At 61.7% G+C, this 16,682-nt stretch carries 13 protein-coding genes; 4 read left to right on the top strand and 9 right to left on the bottom strand.

The annotated features are described in order from the left end of the window. Window positions 1-19: 19 nt before the first annotated feature. The 3 genes from WNZ15_RS06080 to WNZ15_RS06070 form a co-directional block, all read right to left on the bottom strand. The gene (locus WNZ15_RS06080) at window positions 20-340 is read right to left on the bottom strand and encodes a 2Fe-2S iron-sulfur cluster-binding protein (protein WP_342892064.1); all 321 of its coding nucleotides are present in this window, start codon (window positions 338-340) and stop codon (window positions 20-22) included. Between the two features lie 118 nt (window positions 341-458). Continuing rightward, window positions 459-821 (bottom strand): Hpt domain-containing protein, encoded by a 363-nt coding sequence (locus tag WNZ15_RS06075; protein WP_342892063.1) that lies wholly within the window; start codon window positions 819-821, stop codon window positions 459-461. A gap of 251 nt (window positions 822-1,072) precedes the next feature. After that, window positions 1,073-1,387 (bottom strand): hypothetical protein, encoded by a 315-nt coding sequence (locus WNZ15_RS06070; RefSeq protein ID WP_342892062.1) that lies wholly within the window; start codon window positions 1,385-1,387, stop codon window positions 1,073-1,075. A gap of 280 nt (window positions 1,388-1,667) precedes the next feature. On the opposite strand from WNZ15_RS06070, the gene WNZ15_RS06065 reads away from it, so the two are divergent. Continuing rightward, window positions 1,668-7,043, top strand: coding sequence for an antitoxin (locus tag WNZ15_RS06065; RefSeq protein ID WP_342892061.1), 5,376 nt, complete (start codon window positions 1,668-1,670; stop codon window positions 7,041-7,043). A gap of 439 nt (window positions 7,044-7,482) precedes the next feature. Here WNZ15_RS06065 and WNZ15_RS06060 read toward each other — a convergent pair whose 3' ends face one another. From WNZ15_RS06060 to WNZ15_RS06045, 4 genes are read right to left on the bottom strand one after another with little or no spacing between them, the layout of a single operon-like run. Further along, a complete protein-coding gene (locus WNZ15_RS06060) occupies window positions 7,483-8,088 on the bottom strand; it encodes an ABC-type transport auxiliary lipoprotein family protein (protein WP_342892060.1) in 606 nt (201 codons plus the stop codon). A 28-nt stretch (window positions 8,089-8,116) separates the two neighbouring features. Further along, window positions 8,117-10,111: an MlaD family protein gene (locus tag WNZ15_RS06055; RefSeq protein ID WP_342892059.1), complete on the bottom strand. Its 1,995-nt coding sequence runs from the start codon at window positions 10,109-10,111 to the stop codon at window positions 8,117-8,119. Window positions 10,112-10,121: 10 nt separating this feature from the next. After that, on the bottom strand, window positions 10,122-10,931 hold the full coding sequence (locus tag WNZ15_RS06050) for an ABC transporter ATP-binding protein (protein ID WP_342892058.1): 810 nt from the start codon (window positions 10,929-10,931) through the stop codon (window positions 10,122-10,124). Between the two features lie 7 nt (window positions 10,932-10,938). Beyond that, window positions 10,939-12,087 carry an ABC transporter permease gene (locus tag WNZ15_RS06045; RefSeq protein WP_342892057.1) on the bottom strand — a complete coding sequence of 383 codons (1,149 nt, stop codon included), beginning with the start codon at window positions 12,085-12,087 and terminating at the stop codon, window positions 10,939-10,941. A gap of 125 nt (window positions 12,088-12,212) precedes the next feature. On the opposite strand from WNZ15_RS06045, the gene dgcN reads away from it, so the two are divergent. Together dgcN and dgcA are read left to right on the top strand one after the other, a co-directional pair. Beyond that, complete coding sequence (gene dgcN / locus WNZ15_RS06040) at window positions 12,213-13,226, top strand: N-acetyltransferase DgcN (protein WP_342892056.1); 1,014 nt, start codon at window positions 12,213-12,215, stop codon at window positions 13,224-13,226. Next, entirely contained in the window at window positions 13,223-14,206 is a 984-nt protein-coding gene (gene dgcA / locus WNZ15_RS06035) for an N-acetyl-D-Glu racemase DgcA (protein ID WP_342892055.1), read from the top strand. Before dgcN ends, dgcA begins: the two co-directional genes overlap by 4 nt. Before the next feature lie 342 nt (window positions 14,207-14,548). Here the strand turns inward: dgcA and WNZ15_RS06030 are convergent, their stop codons facing one another. Both WNZ15_RS06030 and WNZ15_RS06025 read right to left on the bottom strand, forming a co-directional pair. Continuing rightward, complete coding sequence (locus WNZ15_RS06030) at window positions 14,549-15,088, bottom strand: RICIN domain-containing protein (RefSeq protein WP_342892054.1); 540 nt, start codon at window positions 15,086-15,088, stop codon at window positions 14,549-14,551. Between the two features lie 22 nt (window positions 15,089-15,110). Then, window positions 15,111-15,836: a DUF1499 domain-containing protein gene (locus WNZ15_RS06025; protein ID WP_342892053.1), complete on the bottom strand. Its 726-nt coding sequence runs from the start codon at window positions 15,834-15,836 to the stop codon at window positions 15,111-15,113. A gap of 78 nt (window positions 15,837-15,914) precedes the next feature. Here WNZ15_RS06025 and WNZ15_RS06020 point away from each other — a divergent pair, with 78 nt between their 5' ends. Further along, complete coding sequence (locus WNZ15_RS06020) at window positions 15,915-16,541, top strand: TetR/AcrR family transcriptional regulator (RefSeq protein WP_342892052.1); 627 nt, start codon at window positions 15,915-15,917, stop codon at window positions 16,539-16,541. The last annotated feature ends 141 nt before the right edge of the window (window positions 16,542-16,682 follow it).

The following is a 16,682-nucleotide window of genomic DNA, read 5'->3' as shown; positions in this document are numbered from 1 at the left end:
ATACCCGGAATTGCCGGTGTCAGGCCTGCCGCTCGGGCACATGGATCACGAGACCGTCCAGGTCACCGGTGACCTTGATCTGGCAGGACAGACGCGAGTTCGGCTTCACGTCATAGGCAAAGTCGAGCATGTCCTCTTCCATCGGCTCCGGAGACCCGGTCCTGTCTTTCCAGGCATCGTCGACATAAACATGACAGGTGGCGCAGGCACAGGCGCCGCCGCATTCCGCTTCGATTCCCGGAACCATGTTCTTGATGGCGTTCTCCATCACCGTGGAGCCTTCAGAGGCGTCCACGTCGGTCTGGTTTCCGTCAGCGGTTACAAATGTGATTTTCGGCATATGTCGCGTCCAAGCCCTGGAAATGAGGATCCCAGTTGACCGACATAAAGATTCCACACGAAAGGTCAAGGACCCTGCCTTGTCTGCGCGTCAATCTGACACCCGCCAGGACGGAATTTCAGCCTTCCAGAAGATCCCGGATGTAGGCATTGACCTCGTCGACCACAGCGGCGAGATCCGTCGTCGACCCGTCCATGCCGGAATGCATCCGGTTTTCCAGGGTCTCGCAAGCCAGGGCGACCCGTTCGGCGCCGATTGCCCGCGCGGAGCCTTTCAGCGTGTGCACGAGGTCGAGCCGGATGGCCGTGTCCGCTTCACCTGAGAGCCGCTCGAGCGTGTTGGTCGACTGGGATTTGAACAGATGCAGCACCTGGACCTCGAGATCACGGTTGCCCAGCGTGTTGGTGGCCAGTTGCACCAGATCGATCGGTGCCACAGAGCCGGTCTGACCGGCAATACGGGCCAGGGAAGAAGAGGCCATGCTGTGCTCCACGCTACGCGCTGCCTGCCTGACGGCACCCTGCCGCAGGCTCGTGATGTCGAACAGTGTGCGCGCGGATCCCCAAACAGCGGGTTAAGCGGGGCCTCCGATCGGGCCGATCACGGCAAAGTCCCCAAAAAACTGATTTCTTGGTTAACGTGTTTTAACGTGCCCGGCAAAAGCGGCTTAAAAAATCCTTGCATTTCCGGTCTTTTTTTGAATCGCTAAAATTTTAGACATCTGATTCGCCGTTAACTTTTTTTATGTTTTTGACTTGCGGACAAGGCCTCGATCGCGGCAGGCGTCAGTTTGCAAACGAGCCAATCGGGCTTGATTGGGTTGGAAAACCAAGGTTCTGCCCAGCCCGCGTCGATACAGGCACGGATTGTGCGCGCAGGAACTTCGCGGCCGTTTTCATCGAACAGGGGCAGTTTTCCACCCGGCTGTTCGAGCCCCTTCTGTAACCACCGCTTTTGCGGCGCGGTCAATTTGCCTGGCTTTGGTGCATCGTGCGCCGGACCGCCGCCACCGGTTTCCGCAGCGTTTTTTTTCTTCGATTCTGGCATTCGGACCGCCCTCTAAGTGACTCACGCTATTGCCGTTTCTTGTTCGTTAGGAGAGATTGTGCCATTACAGTTACTGATGCGGCAAGGTGGGGAGTGAACCGTCGAACGAAAAGTTCACGGTCGGTCAGCGGCGGCCCTCCCACACGAACAGGTTTTGCGGCGCCGGTCCCCTGCGACGGCGCGCAACGAGGACGCATCCGGTAATTAACTGTAACAGGCTGCGCCAGCAGCCTGGCTTGAATACCGGTGTGTAATGAGTACGGATGTGAGGCGACCCTAAATGGCAAATCCGACAAAGGCGAAAGATCCTGCGGAAGCAGCTCTGTCTGCGGTGGAAGAGGCCCTGAAACTCGATTTCGGCGGCCCTGAGGCCGCTGCGTCAGAGTCAGCAGCCGAAGCAAACACGGTGGCAGCCGACCCGGCGAACCGGCCCCAGGCGGAACCACGAGGCCCGACGCAACGCGAGGAGCGCCAGTCGCGCCGCCGCGGCCGCGGCGGACGTCCGCCGGCAGCCAATGACGACCGCCGCAACATCGGCAACCTCATCTATGCCTTGCAGCGCCGTCCCTCTTCCGCCCCCTTCTGGGGCGCCCTTGCCCTGAGCGCGGTCTGGGCCGCACTCGGCAGCAGCCTTTTCATGAGCGCATTTTCCGACAAGGTCGCCTCGTTCAGCGACCCTCAGGCGCTGTTGTCCTCGCCCGAGATGATCCTGGCCGCCGTCGGAATCGGTGTCCCCATCATCTTCTTTTTCGTCATGGCCATGATGATCTGGCGCGCGCAGGAAATGCGCATTGTCGCCCGCGGCATGACTGAAGTCGCCTTGCGGCTGGCCGAACCGGAAGACATGGCCAAGGAATCCATCCTGAGCGTCGGACAGGCCATCCGCCGGGAAGTCGCCGCCATGGGCGACGGCATCGAGCGCGCAATCGCCCGCGCCAGTGAACTCGAGGTCCTGGTCCACAACGAGGTGTCTTCCCTCGAACGCTCCTACAACGACAACGAACTCAAGATCCGTTCGCTGATCGACGAACTGGTCAGTCAGCGTGAATCCATCGTCATGAATGCCGAGCGCGTGCGCGAGACCATCGCCGGTGCGCACGAGAACTTCGCCTCCCAGCTTTCCAGCACCTCGGGTGAACTTGGCAGCACCGTCGACAAATCCGCTCAGCGCATGATCGACGCCGTCAACAGCCGGGTCGAGGAACTGACGGCGACCGTCGACAGCCGCATCGAGTCGCTGGGGGCCACCCTGAACGCATCGGGCAATGAACTGGTCGATTCCCTCACGGTCCGAGCCGACGACTATGTCGCCCGCCTGTCGAGCACCGGCAGCGAACTGGTCGACAGCCTGGCCGAGACCGGCGCGACCATGTGGGAAACGCTCACGGCCCGCGGCAACGACGTCAACGAACAGTTTGCAACGACAGCCGGCACATTTGTCGAGACGCTGTCCGCGCGCAGCGCCGAGATCAATCAGACACTGGCATCGTCCAGCAATTCGGTGATCACGTCCCTGAGCGACAAGGCAGACGAATTCCGCGCCACCCTGGAGACCACCGGCACAAAGGTCGGCGACATCATCACCGTCCGGGGCGAGGAGATCAACGCCAACCTGTCGCTGACATCCGGACGCCTGATCGACACAATCACCTCCCGCACCGAGGAACTGGTCGCCACCGTCGATACCCGCGTCACGACACTGGATGAATCCCTTGCCGAAACCGGCAACCGCGTTGTCGATAGCATCTCCGAAAAGGGCCAGGAAGTCACCAACACCATTTCCATTCGGGGTGCGGAAATCGTCGACACCTTGTCGAGCCGCTCCACAGAAGTTGCCGAAATTCTGCGGGGAACCGGCGAAAGCATCGTGGTCGACCTGTCCCTGCGCGGCGGCGAAATCGCGGCCAAGCTGGACGAGACAGCCGGCTCGCTCACGGAAACGATCACCGTGCGCGGCGGCGAGCTGGCCGAGAAGTTCGACACCATCTCCGAACGCATCTACACCGCCATTTCCATCAACGGCAGCGAACTGGACGAACGCCTGGCTGCCCGCAGCAGTGAAATGGCGACCATTCTCGAGCAGCAGACCTACGATTTCCGCCAGACACTGGAAAGCGTCTCGGGCCAGTTTGCCGCCGGCCTCGGCGAGCAGACCGGCGCATTGACGCTGAGACTGGCCGAGACCGGTACCCAGCTCGCCGAACTGATCGGCAGCCGCGGCGACCGGGTCACGGGCGACATCAATGAAATCAGCGGAAAGATCGCCGAAACGCTGGAAGTGCGCGGCCAGGCGCTGCAGGACGGCCTTTCAAGCCGCCTCACCGAGATGGAGACCATTGTCGGCGAACGCGGTGGACAGCTTGTCGAGGCTTTCGACGCCAAGACAACGCTCCTGTCCGAAGCGCTCGACACCCGCCTGTTCACCCTCGACACCACCTTCGCGGCCCGGATCGACACGATGGACGCTTCGCTGGGCGAACGCATCTCCACCATGGATGCATCCCTGGGCAGCCACATCAATACGCTGGATCTCACGCTTGACCAGCGCACGGCCGCCTTCGAGGCCACGCTGGAGGCCCGCACCCAGATCCTTTCGGATGCGATCGAGAACAGAACCTCCGGCATCAGCGAAGCGCTCGAGGAAAAGACCCGCAACATCTCCGACGTACTGGGCGACCGCTCCGACGCGATCACGCTCCAGCTCGGCCAGCGCATCGAAGCGGCCGGCAATACATTGGCGGAACGCGCCGAGAACATCGGCCAGTCCCTGTCCGAGCGTGTGGACGGCGCCGCGACTTCCATGGCCGAAAAGGCGGAACTGATTTCCGCCTCCATGAGCAGCGGCACCGACCGGATCGACGAGACACTCGATGCCCGTGCCCGCCAGATTTCCGAAACGCTGATTTCCCGCACCAAGGAAATCGCGAGCGCCTTTGTCGAAGGCCAGGAGGAAATGACCTCCGCCCTCGACAACCGCCTCGCGGAGGCCGGCAGTGTGCTTGGCAAGCAGAGCGAGCAGCTGACGGAATCCCTGTCCGAGCGGATTGCCGAGATCAACGTTTCGCTGGGCGCAAAGGTGTTCGAGGTCGCAGAAACCCTCGACAGCCGCGCAACCCAGCTGGAAAGCCTTCTGAACGAGCGGCTGGAAAGCATTTCCGGCACTCTCACGGGTGAAAGCGAGCGTGCCCGCGACATTCTCACGGCCGTGATTTCGGAGGCAGGTGCAACGCTTTCCACGGAGAGCACACGCCTGCGCGATGTTGTTCAGGAAGCCGTCACCGCGGCGGTTCAGACCCTTGCCGACGAGCGCACCAGAACCGTCGAGATCGTCGACGGCGCCCTCAGCCAGGCGACCGAGAAACTCTCCGGTGAAGGCGACCGCATGCGCCAGATCGTTCTGGGAACCGTCGGCGAAGCCCGCGGCGTCCTGGTCGGCGAGAGCCAGAAAGCGGCCGACGCCGTCACCTCGGCAATGCAGCAGGCAACCGGCGCCATGTCCGGCGAAAGCAGCAAGGTCCGCGAGCTTGTCCTGTCGGCCGTTGGCGAGGCAGCCCGCGCCATGGCCGCCGAGAGCGACAATGCCAGAACGCTTTATGCCGGCACCCTGGCCGAATTCACCGGCTCGCTGACCGGTGAAAGCGAGAAGGTCCGCAATGACCTGTCCGGTCTGATCGCGGAGATCTCCGGTAACCTGTCCGCGGAGAGCGAACAGGCCCGCATGACGCTGGCGAAGACCCTGGAGGAAATCCGCGGTCAGATGTCCAGCGAGGCCGGCATCGTGCGTGCCCGCGTCAACAGCGCGGTTGCGGAAGCCGCCGATCTTCTGGTCGGACGCGGCAATGAAGTCGCCAACGAGCTGCTTGAGAAGGCCACCAGCCTCAACGAGGCCTTCGGTGCCCGCTCCGGTGAACTGGCAAGGATTGTCGGCACGGACGGCAACGAGCTCATCAACGCGATCGAAACCCGCGCCAGTGACCTCACCGGACGTCTTTCCGAGGTCCACAGCGCGATCCTGGAAGCCATCACCGTCAAGGGCCGCGATGTGACCGACACGTTCGCCCACACCGGTCTGGATGCGACACGCTCCCTCGTCGAAGCCGGCGACCGGATCGTCTCCAGCATCAGCGAACGCAGCGAACAGGCAACCACCCTGCTCAGCGACACCAAGCTCCGCCTGGAAGCCGACGTGACCAACATCCTCAACAAGATCGAGGAATCCAACACCAACCTCCAGAACATCGTCTCCGTTGCCGGTGAAAACCTCAACGAGGTGGAAGGCAATCTTGCCCGCCGCGCCGGTGAATTCCGCTCCGCGGTCGACCGGGCCGTCGGGGAGACCAATTCGACCACGAACCTCATCACGGAACAGGTTTCCAACCTGCGCGATGTCACCGAGACGACGCTCGCCGATATCCAGAACCTCACCAGCCGCTTCAGCGGCCAGTCCGAGGAACTGACCAAGGCCGCGCGGCATCTGGAGGACACCAACCGCTCCGTCGAGTCCCGCGTGGCCGACCGCCGCACAGCGATCGAGGAAGTCGCCGACACGCTCCTGTCCAAGACCGAGGCTGTCGACACGCTCATGCGGTCCTTCACCCAGACATTGTCTTCAACCCTGGAAACAGCCGACGACAAGGCCCGGGACGCCGCCAACATGCTCAGCGCCGCGGCAGAAGCGGCATCCAAGCAGGTGTCGGAGCAGTTCGAATCCATGCGCCTGACCGCCGGGATGGAGGGTCAGAAGGCCCGCGACGCCATTCGCTCCGCCCAGGACGACATCATCTCCGAAATGTCGCGGACGGTCACCGATGCCTCCGAGCGCTTCAATGATGCCGCCACCCGGATGCGCGATGTCGCCCGCGAGGTTCACCATGAACTGGAGGCAACCCGCTCCGAGTTGAAGCAGGGCGTTCTCAACCTTCCGGACGAGGCCGAGGAATCCTCGGCGGCGTTGCGCAAGGTGGTCAACGAGCAGATCCGCGCGCTGACCGAGCTTTCCGAGATTGTCGCCAAACAGTCCAACGTGCTGGACATCTCCCGGCCTCAGGCCCAGGCGTCCACCGGCACCGCCCCTGCCCGGCAGCCGGCCCCGCAGCCCGCGCCCACCAGCTATACCCCGGCGGCACCGGCCACCGAGGCCCGGCAACCACAAAGCCGGCCGGCCGAACCGCGCCGCCAGCAACCGGCTCCGGCCAACGCCGGCGGGTCCGGCGGATCCGGCGGCAAGGGCTGGGTGGCCGATCTCCTGCGCCGCGCCTCCCGCGACGAGGACGATGCCGGCTCGGACACGGACATGAGCCGCACACCGCTTCAGACGGTCGAAAGCCTGAACTCCCTGTCCGTCGACATTGCCCGGGCAATCGACCACGAGACCTTCATCGATCTGTGGAACCGGTACCGGAACGGGGAGCGGCATGTGTTCACGCGACGTCTCTACACCCTGCAGGGTCAGCAGACCTTTGACGAAATCCGTCAGAAGTATGCACGCGACCCGGAGTTCCGCACCGCCGTCGAACGCTATGTCGCCGACTTCGAGCAACTGCTGGCCCAGGTATCGCGCAATGACCGGGACAACATGCTTGGTCAGACCTACCTGACATCGGACACCGGCAAGGTCTACACCATGCTGGCCCATGCCAGCGGCCGCCTCGACTGACAGATCCGGCGAAACCGGACCATGAAAAAGCCGGCCTTCGGGGCCGGCTTTTTTTGTCTGCGGACGAAGTCACGCGGTCATTCCGAACGATCTGCAGCGCAGCCTCGCTGCACGGGCATCCTGGATCGCAAGGCAAAGGTGCGGTAACCGCCGAGGTTCCCCGCACCTCGTCCGCTCACCCGTTCCAGTGGGGCGGCAAGGCTCTCAGGGAGCGCTTTCGAGATTGCAGGAAGCCATGAGCGGACTGACTGAAGACGGTTCACCGACAAGGGCGCCTGATCTCGGCACCAACCGGACGAACCTTCAAGAAAGGTCCGTCACCAGCTCGAACTCAGGAGACCAATTGCCCGGCATCTCCGCAGCCAGTCTTGCGGAGCCAGTCTTATGGGACCAGCCTTGTAGTACCGGGCGTGTGGTGTCGTGGATACGACCGGTTCGCTCAGACGTTCCGGAGCGCCCAGCCTGCCATCTCGGCGAAGACCCGGTCGGCGGAGGCATTCATTGCCTCGACCGCCTTGTCCACCGAGGTGCTGCCGCTGGGCGTCTCGGCACGGAAGACTTTCGTCGCGACCGTGCGGCCGTTGCGGTCGTTGACCACCCGTGCGGAGATTTCGACGACACCGCGATTGGCGCCTTCGATCTGAAGTTCGAACGCGCGGATCTCGGTCTGCAGCTGGTAGTCGATCAGGAGACCGTCGCCGGGAAGGCCGACGCCGCGCAGGCGGCCGGTGTTCTGCAGCGTTTCGACCAGCTTCAGCTGCACCACGTTGGGAAGGGTATCCGCCCAGGCGGAGCCCGGGAAATAGCTGTAGACCGGCCCCCTGTCGACAACGGCGATGTAACTGGTGTCGAGCGCCTTGAGCGCGCGCGGTGAGGCCACAAGCATCTGGACACGGCTGGACCGCCCGGCAAGGCTGCCGACGTCGGCGGCGCCGATGCTGTAGTAGGCAGACGGCGTGGTACTGGCGCAACCGGAGACCAGCATGCCGACCCCGAGCGCTCCCAGAACGCCGCGGCGGCTTATCTCTGTGGTTGCCTTCGTCATAAACCCCTGCCCTCGCACATTGTCACTGTCACCTGCGCCGTCCGCCGGAATAGGTCGGAACGTCCTCACCGCCGAAAATCACCCGGTTAGGACTGCGTTCGAAGCTTTCCGCCGCCCGCTGGATCGATATCAGCGTGCGGTTGACCTGCGCCAGCGCGGCCGCGAAATCGGCGGAGCCCTGTGTCGCGAACTTGGACAGGCCACCGGCGATTGAATCCGCCCGGCTTTCGAATGCCACCGCAACCTTGCGGATCGCCTCGGCGGCCAGTGTTGCCTCCTTGATCAGGCCTTCGCCGTCGCCGTCCACCATGGTCGAGACTTTCTCGACCAGGCCTTCCACGCGCACCGAGGTGGCGTTCAGCGTCGAGGTCATCTGTTTGGCATCGGTGATGATCTGATCGACATCCGGCGTGCGTTTCGAAAGGTTCGCCGTCATCTGCTCGACATTGTCCGCCGCCTTGCGGGCGGTTTCCAGGATCGCGGGAATACCGTCCTGCGGATCAGAGAGGCCGGAGGTCGCGGACTCCACGGAGCCGACGATGCTGGCGACCTTTTCCGGATCCACGGCTTCAAGCAGCTCGTTGGCCGTTTCCAGCGTCCCGGCGAAACGTTCCGCCGCGGTCTGCACATCCGTGATCAGGGCCGCGATCCGGTCGTCCTGGCCGCGCACGGTTGCCGACACGGCCTCGAAATTCTGGACCGTCGACTTGGTGGAGGCGATGATCTCGTTGATCTGACCTTGCTGGCCCTTGAAGTTGTCGATGATGCCGGTGACGTCATCCACGGCCTTGCCGACCTTCTGCGGATCGACATTCACCAGGATCTCGTCGACCCGCGCGAGAGAGCCGTTGAGGCCATCCGTGAAGGTGCTGACCGAAGCAACCACCTGTTCGATTTCGAGCGGATCGATGGCCGTTGCGATTTCGACACCGCGGCTCACGATATCGTCGACTTTCGCAACGACGTCGCGGCCGCCTTCGAGTATATCCGCGATCGCGCCTTCACGCTGCTGTATCGTACCGACGATCTCGCTGACATTGTTCATGGTCTCGCTGGTCGAGACGATCAGCTTGTTGATATCGTCGGTGCGCTCTTCAAGCACCGCGCCCAGGGCCGCTGCGCCCTTCATCACCTTTTCGACTTCTTCCGGTTTGATCGCCGCGACAATCTTGTGAACGCTGTCGAGACCGCCATTCAGGTTCTTGGTGAATGTTTCCAGTTCCTTGGCGGCGCCCTGGGCGTCCGCCATCAGCAGATCGATGTCCTTGCTGGCCTTGCCGAGGCTTTCGGAAAACTTGCTGAAATCGTCGACGATGGCGGTAACCTTGTCGGAGGGCACGGCGGCAAGCAGGCGTTCGCCCTGGTCGACCAGCTTTTCCAGCCGGCCGGACAGGCTGCCGAATGCGTCCGAGGCCTTGCCGATGCTGGCCATGAAGTCCTTCACGCCATCGGAATTGGCCGCCAGCGCCGCGGAGAACGTCTCCGCGTTGTTGACGATCTTGGTAATGGCCGGAGCGTTGTCGTGCAAAAGGTCATCGACGGTCTTCATCGTCGTGTCCGCGCGCTTCAGAACGTCCCGCGCACCGTCGACAATGTCATCGAAGAAGGACCGGTCGGCGTAGATCACCGGAACAGTGTGTTCGTTGCCGTCGAGCATGAAATCCGATTGCTGCGTGCCGCCGCTCAGATCGACATAGGCGACGCCGGTAAGCCCGGTAAAATTCAGGGTTGCCTTGGAATCCTTGCGCAAGGGCGTCGTCGGCTTGATGCCGACGGTGGCCACCACCTTGGTCGGGTCATCCGGCGCGAAATCGAGCGACTTGACGTCCCCGACCTTGATGCCGTTGAACAGCACCTGACCGCCCACCGGAAGACCGGTGACGGGGCCGGGAAAGATGATCTTCATCTCCACGTTCTGCCTGGATTCCGCCGTCACGGCAAGCCAGTATACAAAGCCGAACGCACCGATCAGGATGGCCACCATAAAAGCGCCGATCAGAATGTAGTTCGCCCTGGTATCCATTCAGTCCAACCTATATTCGACGCAACGCCCGTTCTCCCCGGAAGTAGGAAGTAATCCAGGGATCGTCATTAATCATCATGTCGTCCAGTGTTCCGATGGCCAGAACACGCTTATTCCCAAGAACAGCGATTCGATCACAGATAGAATGCAGACTATCGAGATCGTGGGTGACCATGTAAACAGTCAATCCGAGAGTCGAACTGAGATTTGCTATGAGCGAATCAAAGGCCGCCGCCCCGATCGGGTCGAGACCGGACGTCGGTTCGTCCAGAAACACCAAATCCGGATCAAGCGCAAGGGCGCGCGCAAGGCTCGCCCGCTTGATCATGCCACCGGAAAGTTCCGATGGCAGCTTGTCGGCTGCGTCCTGCGGCAACCCGACCAGCTCGAGCTTCAGTGTCGCCAGTTCGTCCATCAGCCGCGGCGACAATTTCAGGTGCTCGCGCATGGGCAACTGGATGTTCTGCTTGACGGAAAGCGACGAAAACAGCGCGCCTTGCTGAAACAGCACGCCCCAGCGGCGCTCGATCGCCTTGCGCTCCTGCCCGCTGGCCGTCGACAGGTCATGACCGAACACCGAGATGCTGCCGGAGCGCTTCGGGGTCAGCCCGAGTATGGTGCGCATGAGAACGGACTTGCCGGTTCCCGACCCGCCGACAAACCCGAGCACCTCGCCCCTGCGGACGTCCAGATCGAGGTCCTGCAGAATGATCTTGCTTCCGAAACCGACGGTGATATCGCGGACGGACAGCACGTTTTCCGAACTGTCGCCCGTCTCGGCCGGCGCATGGGAGGAGGTATCTGCGTCAGTCAACGTCATCGGCCGATCAAACTCCTATGGCGGCAAAGAATATGGCGAAGAACCCGTCCACGACGATGACGAGGAAAATCGCCTTGACCACCGACATGGTCGTATGGCGTCCGAGCGACTCGGACGAGCCCTCGACTTTCAGCCCTTCGACACAGGCGATCAGGCCGATGATCAGCGCCATGAACGGCGCCTTCACCAATCCGACTGCGACGGTTTTGGTGGTGATCGCGGCCTGCAGCTGGGTCAGAAAGGCCGCCGGCGGAATGTCCAGATAGGCCCAGGTGACCAGGCCGGACCCCAACAGGGCCGACATGTCGGAAATGAAGGTCAGGATCGGCAGCGCGATCATCAGCGCCAGGATGCGGGGCAGCACCAGCACTTCGGTTACGCTCAGTCCGATCACATGCAGGGCGTCGACCTCTTCCTGCATGCGCATCGAGCCCAGTTCCGCCGTGAAGGCCGATCCGGACCGGCCGGCCACCATGATCGCGGTCAGAATGACGCCGATCTCTCTCAGGACCAGAATGCCGGCCAGGTCGACGACGAAGATATCCGCGCCGAATTGCCGGAGATAGAACCCGCCCTGCTGCGAGATGATCGCGCCGATCAGGAAACTCATCAAGGCAACGATGGGCACCGCGCCGATGCAGCTGCGGTCGAACTGGACGGCGATGGAAATACTGCGCAGGCGCTTGGGCTGCAGCAGGACCGTCGACAGCACCAGACCGAGCGAGCCCAGAATGTGCAGCATCGCCAGGGTGTCCTGGTAAATATCGACCATATGCCGTCCGGTGGTCTCCAGAAAGCCCGCGATGGAAAATGCCTGCCGGTCCGGTTTCCAGTTCGGCGGATGGTGGCGTTCGATTTCATCGAACAGGGACTGGCGCACCTCGGACACCCCGGTCAGGCCGACCTTGCGGCCCTTGAACTCCAGACGGCCGCGGGTGCGGTGGATCAGCCAGGCCCCGCTGGTGTCCAGATGATCGATTCGCGAAACGTCGATACAGGTCAGGTGGTCCCAGGGGACAGTCAGATCCGCCAGCATCTTTTCGGCATCGCCGATGGTGCTTACGGCCCAGTCACCGACGAAAACCAGTCGGTGCCGGTCGGGACCGTCCGCTTCCAGAGCAATGGAAGGTGCCGTGTTTTTCTCCAAGAATGCCATTCCGGCTGGCTGCCCTCTTGCCGCTGGTTGATCAACACCCGTATACCTGAAGGACAAGATCAATACCAACCGTCAATGTGAACGGATCCGGTCGACCGTCCAGACGCCACCTGAAAGCTCTCCCAATGGAAATAGCCCGCCCCTACCTGTTGTTCCTCGGTGATGTTCCCGATGCGCTCGCGGCCAAGACCGCCATCGGCATTGTGGATTGGCGCAAGGACTGGTGTCTCGGCCAGGTGCGTTTGCCCGGCTGCGGCGCGGACACGGGCCTGCCCGACATGTCCGTCGCGGACGGCGCCGCCGCCGGCGCGAAGACCTTCATCATCGGAGCCGTCAATGCCGGTGGACGCCTGCCGGACCATTGGGTGGATTCCGTGGTTGCCGCGCTCGAATCCGGCATGGATGTCGCGTCCGGGCTGCATGTGCGCCTCGCCAGCGTCACCGCCATCCGCGAGGCTGCCGAGAAGAACGGCCGCCAGCTTCACGACGTGCGCCACAACACCGAGGCCTTCGCCACCGGAAAAGGCACCAAACGCCCCGGCAAGCGCATCCTGGCCGTCGGCACGGATTGCTCGGTCGGCAAGAAATACACCGCGCTTGCCATGGACAGGGCCATGACGGCGCGCGGATACACCAGCGCCTTCTGCGCGACCGGCCAGACCGGGGTGTTTATTTCGGGGCGGGGCATTTCGCTCGATGCGGTGATCGCCGATTTCATTTCCGGCGCCGCGGAATGGCTGTCGCCGGAAACCCCGGAGGATCACTGGCAGATCATCGAGGGCCAGGGATCCCTGTTCCATCCCTCGTTCGCCGGCGTCACGCTCGGTCTGCTGCACGGCTCCCAGCCCGACGGCTTCATCGTCTGCCACGAGCCGACCAGGACAAAAATGCGCGGGGTCGACACACCGCTGCCGAGCATCCAGCAGGTCATCGACATGACCATCGCCTGCGGAAAACTGACCAACCCGGATATCCGCTGCGTCGGTATCGCGGTCAACACCGCCGCGCTCGATGACGACGAGGCACTGGCCTATCTGGCCAAGGTCGGCGAGAAACACGGCCTGCCGGCAACCGACCCGGTGCGCTACGGCATGGAAGCGGTCGTCGACAAGGTGTCCGCGGAATTCGGTGCGCCATGAGCCTCGAGGTAAGCATCCGGGCGGAGCGTTTCGAAATCGCGGGCGGTTTCAGGATTTCCCGCGAGACCCGAACCCATGCCCAGGTCGTGGTCGTCACCCTGCGGGACGGCGCCCATGCCGGACACGGGGAGTGTGTTCCCTATCCCCGCTACGGCGAATCCCTGGACAGCGTGCAGGCGCAGATCGAGGCCGTCGTGCCGGATCTGAAAAACGGCCTGACCCGAGACCGGCTGCTGGGTGCCATGCCCGCCGGCGCGGCCCGCAATGCCGTGGATTGCGCCCTTTGGGACCTTGACGCCAAGCGTGCCGGCAAACGGGCGCATGAGCTCGCCGGGGCCGCCGCCCTGCACCCGGTCACGACCGCCTTCACCATCAGCGTCGACACCCCGGAGGCGATGGCTGAAAAAACGCGCGCGGCCGCGCACCGGCCGCTTCTCAAGATCAAGCTGGCCGGACCGGGAGACGACGCCCGTATCGCTGCCGTTCGTGCGGCCGCACCGGACAGCACGCTGATTGTCGACGCCAACGAAGCCTGGGATGAAAGCTGCTTTGAGACCAACATGACTGCCTGCGAAGCCGCCGGAGTCGCCCTGATCGAACAGCCGCTGCCGTCTGCCGACGACGGCCTGCTGGCCGGGCTTGAGCGCCGGGTCACGATCTGCGCCGATGAAAGCCTTCACCCGGGCAGCGGCATCGACGGCCTGAAGGCAAGATACGACGCGGTCAACATCAAGCTCGACAAGGCCGGAGGGCTGACAGCGGCGCTGGAACTGGTCAAGGCGGCCAGGGCCGCGGACCTCAAGATCATGGTCGGCTGCATGCTCGGCACGTCGCTCGCCATGGCACCCGCCGTGCTGATCGCCCAGGCAGCGGATTATGTCGACCTCGACGGGCCGTTGCTACTGGCCGAGGACCGCACACCCGGCCTGCGCTTCGAGGGCAGCACGCTGTTTCCGCCCGAGCCGGAGCTCTGGGGGTAGCCGGAGGTGCGGTGTAGGCGTATCGCGAGAGCGCCGGACCTTTGGGCTTTTTGCTTCGTCTCACACTGAATGAAGGTCTGGTTCGGGAGCGGGCGGAGGCAGTCGGCTTACGGTCGTCAACCGGTGGAAGCGGACATTCCTCTGTACTGGTTACGTTGACGCTACCGGCCCGAAGCCGTCGTTGGGGAGAGAAGCGGAGAAAGGCTGCTTTTGACCAAATAGGCGCCGCTCGCGAGAGTTCATAGCCACAGCTGAGGGCGCGCCACTCGGGGCTTGGGGGACTTTCACGTTGGAACCATGCCGACGAGATGGTACGTGGCTCCAGCGAAACGTTATCACGGATTAGTCTCGAATGACCCATTGCTTGAAGCCCGGGGCCAATTCGTCACAGGATGCGAGAATGAGGTCACGTGACTGGAATGGGCCCGCGTCGTCGATGATTGGGGAGACGGTCAGGCATTGCGTCGCATCCATGCCCAGGCGCAATTCCATGCTGGCCTCATCATAGGTGAATTTCTGGTTTGAAGCCGAGTTGTCGCAATCGATCAAACCGAACGGATTTACGGCGTTTTCTGGCGCGTTGTACGCCATGCACTTGTTCTCGTAGGTCGCGGAAGCAATCATACCGCTGTCTGGAGAATAGGAAAAAAATACGTCGTCGCCTGCGGGTTTGCAGGAGTGCGCATGAAGCTGATCAGTGAATTCGCGGCCATCGGTGTCGATACACCAGCCAAGCATGGCTTCTTCCTCCAGGTTGTCGGCGAGATAAATCACGGGCCCTACTGTCTTAATTTCAGGAGCATCGGCAAACGACGCTTGAGGGACGGTCAGGCCAATTAAAGCAGCGATCATGGTGGTGTAAATCGGAGTCGCGTTTTTCATGGGTCAATCCTTTCCGAATGGGTCATTTTTCGAATTGCTGTTGAAAGTCGCGAATACGGGCGGCGTTAACGCCTCGATCACTGCGACCGACGCGGGAAACACTGCGCATGTCAACGCGGCTACCACTTCCTAGCTCAGTCACGACAACCACAACATCATCTGCAAAGTAAAAGACGGATGTCCGTGCCGTCGCCTCGAATCGATAGTTTTCTGCGTCAGACGCGATGATTTCCCAACCCATATCCTGAGCAACCTCCAGAGCGCGGGCATAGGCAGCATCAGCCGCGAGGTCGGTTTCTAGCGGTGCGATATCAGGATAAGCAGCAGCCTGGATTTCAGCGACTTTTGCTCCGGCATATTCGAGTGAAGTGCGGGCACCCTCGCGCGTATCATCCAATACTAAGAATGCTGGTGGATTGGCCGTGTCGGTGGTGATGTCATTGATCGGCGCAGAACGCACAGGAGGATTGATTGTCGAAGTGATCATCGGCACCAGGCAGAGCACACCAATGAAAGTTGCAACGCCGCCTGAAATGGCTCTGCCTTTTTCTTTTCGAAGAACGTGAATAATCGTTGCGAGCAAGCCGACACCGGTAATCACTGCGCCCAGTGGATTGAGGAAATTTCGGTAGAGCCCCAGGCCAGTAGTCGGTTCCCAGAGACCCAATCGCGCTCCAGACAGCATAAGGGCTACGCACATAGCACCTATGATGGCGACCATAAGAGCGATCTTTCCCGCTTGTTTCATTTTCTTTCCAGCCCTTAACTTGCGTATAGACAAGTTGCTTGGTATGCATTTTTTGCAGACTATGCAAGGTTTTGATCAATGACACTTTCGTTACGACAGAAGCGGCGACAGGAAACTGCGCTTGAAATCCAGAGAGCCACTCTGGAAATAGCCATGCAAAACGGCCTTGAAAACATAACAACAGAAGACATCGCCGCCGCCTCCGGCGTCAGCACGAGAACGTTCTTCAACTATTATGCCAACAAGGAAGCCGCCGCGATCGGGCATCCCCCGGGCTTTAGTGAGGAAGACAAAGAAGTCTTGCGCCAAGGATCAGGATCGATTGCGGCAGATATCAAACAGCTTTTGGACAGGCAAATGGAAGCTCTGGCGGGAGATGAAGACATTCTTCGGATGGTGGGAAAAGTCCTCCGGTCGAATGAGAAAGCGCGCGGCATCCTTGACGGGTTTTTAACTGCCGAACGCGACGAACTCACACAGGCTCTTTGCAAGCGCACGGGTAATCGTCAAACCGCCACCGCGCTCGCAACCTTTGTTACCGACACGATAGGAAAGGCTATTTACCTTTGGGAGCACGAAGAAGACTTGTCTCTTGGTGCTGCGTTGGATGTTGTCTGGGAGGGTCTGATAGGCGCGTCACGACTTCTTCTTTCGCCCACCAATTCTAGCCTGAATGGTGACGAGGTGCCAAAATCTCTCCCTTAAGCAATCAGCCTCTTTTGTCCAATACGCGATGACGGAGAACAGTGAACGGCGGCTTGATCCCGCATTGCAGCTGTTCGGTTAAACCGCAGCGAACGGCCCCTTTCCACCCTTCCAGGACCTTCTCTGCGGGGCGCACGAAAG

Source organism: Roseibium sp. AS2 (assembly GCF_038900065.1).
In the GTDB taxonomy this organism is placed as follows: Bacteria; Pseudomonadota; Alphaproteobacteria; order Rhizobiales; family Stappiaceae; genus Roseibium.
Note: the sequence above shows the minus strand (reverse complement) of the source record. Positions and strands in the feature narration are given on the sequence as shown.